This window comes from Lactobacillus delbrueckii subsp. delbrueckii DSM 20074 = JCM 1012, assembly GCF_001433875.1.
Lineage (GTDB): Bacteria > Bacillota > Bacilli > Lactobacillales > Lactobacillaceae > Lactobacillus > Lactobacillus delbrueckii.
Genome location: NZ_AZCR01000078.1, coordinates 1 through 5,356, shown reverse-complemented (window position 1 = coordinate 5,356; position 5,356 = coordinate 1). Strand labels below are relative to the sequence as shown.

Sequence of the window (5,356 nt, the reverse complement as noted above, 5' to 3'; positions counted from 1 at the left end):
TTTTTGTGCTCTGATCCAGTGAAAACGATTTTTCTTACTGGATCGGAACAGTGTTCAGTTTAATTTTACAATCGGCGAAAGCAAATTTGTTCAAGAGTTTGTCTCTTAAGTACAGCAAAATTTCAGCATATACATTTTTAGTATCATTGTTCAAATATGTGAGGCTGACAAAATTAACCCGATCTTCAAGCCGCTTAAAAGTTTCCGCTACCTTACGGTCATCCTGTTGCTCAAACTTAGCCATCTCTTTTAAAATTTCTTCCAGATGGTTTCTGGAATAGACCTCTTCAATATACGACGAGTAAGTTTGGCTTGAGTCATATATGCCAAGAATGTATCGTTCCAATGCATCCAATGATGATGAATCACAAATGCTATGGTCAATGGAGTAATGGAGAACAGACACATTTTCATCTTCAAGCAGAACAAATTTATACAATAATCCGCCATTCTCAATACTTGTTTTGACCAAGTCACTCAAAGTTTTTGAAATATCTATTCTGGCATCAGCAACTTCATATTTGGAAATATTTACAGGCGTGTCCAAAACCTTAAAAGTATTCAGATTTTCTGACAAAACTGATTTAAATACTTCTACCCTAGAAAGTTTATGATAGATTTCCTCATAGCTGATTGAATCTTTTCCAAGATAAATCTTTCCCGTTAACTGACTATTAAAGCCCAAGGAATTGTATATCCTAGCATAGAAAAAAGCAGGATACGTATACTCCACCTTCCTAGTTATAGGAATATTCTTTATTTCATTTTCTCTAAACAGTTCCTTGTCTGCTTTAGAAGCAGGTGATGTCGTCATGTTTTCTATAAATGAAGCTATCTTGTCAACCGTTGGGGACATGTAGATATTAAAAGCACTTAAATCGATGTTCAGCCTTTTTTCTAATTCCAATACCAATTCAACTGAGCGCAGAGAGTCTAAACCAATGTCTAAAAGATTTTCTTCTGAACCTACTGTTTGATTCATTACTGACTCTGCTATGTGTTTCACGGTATTATATATGCCTATGCCGCTTTTCTTGGAATCGTTGCTGCTGATAGATGACTCCTTCATCCCGGTTAAAAGCTTTTTCCGGTCTACCTTCCCACTTGAAGTTAATGGAAATCCCTTGACATTGATATATTTAGAAGGAATCTTGTAAGATACCATATGCTTTTCCAGCATTGTTCTCAAATCACTAATTTTTGTGCCCGTATAAAAGAGAATCAAGGAATCACTATAAAAAACTACTTCAATGTCCCGTGTCGGATCATCAATAATGTTAGATATATTTGCTCTGATATCTCCTAATTCTACTCGAATGCCATGAATTTGAACCTGACTGTCTTTTCTGTCGCGGTACACGAGCAAAGAATCTTGTTTTTCGACAATGTCACCCGTATGGTAGAATACTTCTCCGTCAATTTTTTCAAACTTCTGATCAGTTTGTTCAGCATTGTTGAAGTAACCTGCAGATACCCCTTTCCCGCCTATCAGCAATTCATCTTTAACCAGCATAGTTTTAACCCCAGGCAGATTTTCTCCAATTGGAACTTTTTGCAGTTTTTTAGGGGTATTCCTTACATTGAAGTACGTGGCGTAAACGGTTGTTTCTGTTGGGCCATATACGTTATAGACGTTGACTTTTTTCAAATCTTTTAAAACCAGCTTTAGGAGTTCATATTTAAACTCTTCACCGGCCACTAATAAATACTTCAACTTATCAATTTTTCGAAGATCTTCTTGATCAGCCAGCTTCAGCAAAAGTCCCAATACAGAAGGAGACAACGCAACATGGGTAATGCCGAATTTCTCAATCAAATCAGGAAATTCTTTATAAAAGTCCTTGTTTTTAGCGGAATAGACGCACACGCTTCCGCCGTTATATAAGAAGCCAAAAATTTCAGTTATTGAAACGTCGAAGGTATCTCTTGTCGAAAATAGGTAGCAATCTCTACTACTTACTGGCGCAATATACTGGCATGCTTCCAATATGTAATTCAAGTTATTTTTGGTCACACATACCCCTTTAGGAACTCCCGTTGTGCCGGAAGTATGGATTATATAAGCCAGTTCATTTTCTGAGTAATCAAGTAGCCTGTGTTCCATGCCAAGTGCTTTTGAAACTGCGAGGTCAGAAGCATTTTCGCTAATGTAGATACTGTCTTTAAATTTTTTGCGAATAGGCTCAATTTCAGTAAGTGGGCTGGTGTTGTCAACAGGGATATAAATTTTACCGGCTTTTAAAATTCCGTAAACTATTGACAACAGTTTATATGTGTGCGGATAATTCACAACAACATAGTCTGAATTAAATTCGAGCAGCTTGTTGGCAATATTATCCGATAATTTGTCTAATTCTTCGTAAGTAAGATTCCTATTTTCTGAAAATACGGCAATTCTTTGCGGATGCTTAATCACATTCTCTTTTAACAGTCGAATTGCCCTATTGCTTGAATGGTAGCGATAAAATCTATTGAACAAGTCATCAACGACTTTCGGTGAATATCCCCAAAATGACTTGTAATTCTGGCTGATTTGAAATAGTTTTGTAAAGTCAGAAAAAGTATTTCCTCCCAAACTAGTAAACTTCTTCAGTACTTCTTCCCAAGCTTGATTGCTATATTCGTCGTATACGCCATTATCATCAAATACTTTCACTTTGGTTGTCAAGATGTTGACAACCAATCTATCTACAACTTGAGGATAGTCGGCTTCTAAGTCAAAACATTCCGGCTGATTCACATAATTCTTGATGGCGTTGCTTATTTTGCTCTCACTCAAAAGCAGCTTATCTTCATATCTTACTTCTTCGTCAATTACAATATTGTTTTCTATCAGAAATTTTTTATATCTATGGTAAAAATCCTCGTCTACAGTTTGATTCGTTATTACACATACATCAACATCTTTTGCGTCTGAATGTGATTCAATACAACTCCCATAGAAAATTTTAGTGCCAGTGATTTTTTCACTATCTAAATATTGCCTTACAAGATCCAACTTATTCATGAGCTATCTCCTTCCCCAACTTTTTAATATAGTTCACCGCAGCACGCAATTCTTTTTCGGTTACATCAATATTTCCGCTGTTATACCGTAAAACAAACCTTTTACTACCGTTAACCATAATGTCAAATCCATGGAAATAATACTCACCGTCTGAAAGCATTTTTCTATATATACTACGGTTAACCTCATTAATTTGTTCGATTTCAGCATCTTTATCAGGAACGTACTGAAAAATAACCGAAAACAGAATATCGTCATTCCCAACATAGAAGTTTATATCGCTATTTAGAATCGCGTAGAATAAATCAGCATTACTGATTCGCGCTTCAACCATTTCTCCAATTTCATGTACGCCTAGTGTTTTCATAACCATCCAGAGTTTTAAGCTATCATATGGTTTGCTCCCAATGAATGGCGTTGTTTTTCCGAATGATAATGGGTCATCCATGATCAAGGCGTTTGTTCTAGAAAGTGTTCCAAAATCATCTGCATTTTTCATCAAAACAACACTAAGGGTGTATGGCAACCACATGACTTTATGCGGATCCATGGTGCAACTATCATAGTGTCTTAAATACGTCACTTTTGACCTGTATGCATCTGAAAAACTCAAGGCAAACCCATGACATGCGTCTGCATGTAACCAAATATCATTTTCAACCTCTTTGACTACATGATATACGCCTTCCAAGTCTTCACATGTAGATGTCATTGAATCACATGCATAAACACCTACAAAGAGTACACTTTCTCCATAAAAATGAAGTAATCTTTTTAATTCTACTTGGTCAAGCCTATATTGCTTAGTTTTACAATATACCACCTTGACATCTAGTGTAGTGTCATGATGATATCTTGATAATACTGGCACGGATACTACGCATGCGGCTCTATATCAGCAGTTATAGTTCTGATTGAACATGCTTTAATTGTCAGTATGACATTACACTAGATTTAACCATTCTGTCGCATAACTTAAAGAATAATGCCCAATGTTATTAGGAAGTATCACAATCTTCTTATCAGGATACTTTCTTGCAGCTGCCATCAAGGCATAAGTATTTGACATTACTCCGCCGGTCGTAACAGCCCCACCGAGTTGACTAACGTCTGTTAACTTATTATTAACTGCGTATCCTATCAATTCCCTCAACCAATTAAGTACATCAGCCTCAACTTCTGTCCCCATTGGTGAGCAAATATCCTTATTAATCAGATTTTGCTGTAAAAATACCCCAGCGACTGCCCCTGCTAGTCCGGCTAATGAATTCCCACAATCTGGGAAGCCCATAAACTTTTTGCTAGAAAAGTTTATATTTCGATCAAGCGAACCAACTAATTCTTCAATAGAGTCATCTAGCGACTGCCCACCGAGTGGCAAGGCATCCGTGCTTATGGTGGTATTAAGGTCGTCAGCTCTATGCACCAAAGAACTATCTGTCTTCCAATCAATTAGTTTCCTTATGAATTGATTCAAATCTCTTTCAAATTCTACTTTATTCCCTTCTGAAAGTAGATCGTTATTTTTCATACCATGTGCTCCTTTCTACACTACGTAGTTTAACTATTACGATAGATTGATCGATAAAGTTGGCTGAACACCTCAAACCCATGATCCTCCCCATCAGCGATGATATTTACGTCAACTGAAAAATGTAAAAGTAAAGAATTTATTAAATGTTTTTCATTTCATTTTCTTTTTCATTTCAATATTGTACACTGAATCAAAGGTATTTATCATTTTGTTGTGAAAGTGGGAATTCCAATGAAATCATCCTTAGGAAAAACACTCAGAGAAATCCGTGTAGGAAAACAAGTCAGCATTTGTTCACTTGCTGATCAACACCTGTCCAAATCGCAGATTTCCCGCTTCGAGCGTGGCGAATCTGAAATATCTTGTGCTAATCTCATTAACATATTAGATAAGTTAAACGTTTCTTTAGATGAATTCATGATTATCCATAATGATGTATCTCCAACGAGGACAGAATCTTTTTTCAACCTAATGAGCTACATCAGAAAGGCATATTTTGCTCAAAATACAGCTGAAATCATGAATTTGCTTTCTGCTAATTCCAGTTTTAAACTAAATCCTTTTGAAAAAACGATGATTAAATCAATTGTTCACACACTGGATAGCAATATCTGTCCAACAAGGGAAGAGATAGCCCAACTAGTCGACTATTTGTTTAAGATAGAAAAGTGGGGCTACTACGAAATAACTTTGTTGGGAAACTGTGTAGAAACAATTCCATACGATTCTTTATTTGCTAACTTCCCAGAGCAATCAAACTCAAGTCCTCTGAGAAAGTGCCCTAAACCCGCAAAAATACTGTATTTTTAGCACAT

Annotated in this window: 3 protein-coding genes and 1 pseudogene; 1 reads left to right on the top strand and 3 read right to left on the bottom strand. The window is 36.3% G+C overall.

Translation table 11 applies throughout. The features are described from left to right. Positions 1 to 34: 34 nt before the first annotated feature. The 3 genes from FD23_RS08075 to FD23_RS09475 form a co-directional block, all read right to left on the bottom strand. Complete coding sequence (locus FD23_RS08075; protein ID WP_230844829.1) at positions 35 to 3,007, bottom strand: non-ribosomal peptide synthetase; 2,973 nt, start codon at positions 3,005 to 3,007, stop codon at positions 35 to 37. Further along, positions 3,000 to 3,878, bottom strand: a complete 879-nt coding sequence (locus tag FD23_RS09480; RefSeq protein ID WP_230844828.1) for a pyridoxal-dependent decarboxylase — start codon at positions 3,876 to 3,878, stop codon at positions 3,000 to 3,002. The genes FD23_RS08075 and FD23_RS09480 overlap by 8 nt, the downstream gene beginning before the upstream one ends. A 72-nt stretch (positions 3,879 to 3,950) precedes the next feature. Next, on the bottom strand, positions 3,951 to 4,538 hold the full coding sequence (locus FD23_RS09475; RefSeq protein WP_230844827.1) for a pyridoxal-dependent decarboxylase: 588 nt from the start codon (positions 4,536 to 4,538) through the stop codon (positions 3,951 to 3,953). 234 nt (positions 4,539 to 4,772) lie between these two features. On the opposite strand from FD23_RS09475, the pseudogene FD23_RS08065 reads away from it, so the two are divergent. Continuing rightward, positions 4,773 to 5,303: pseudogene (locus tag FD23_RS08065) on the top strand (helix-turn-helix domain-containing protein); the annotation flags it as partial. Between the last annotated feature and the right edge of the window lie 53 nt (positions 5,304 to 5,356).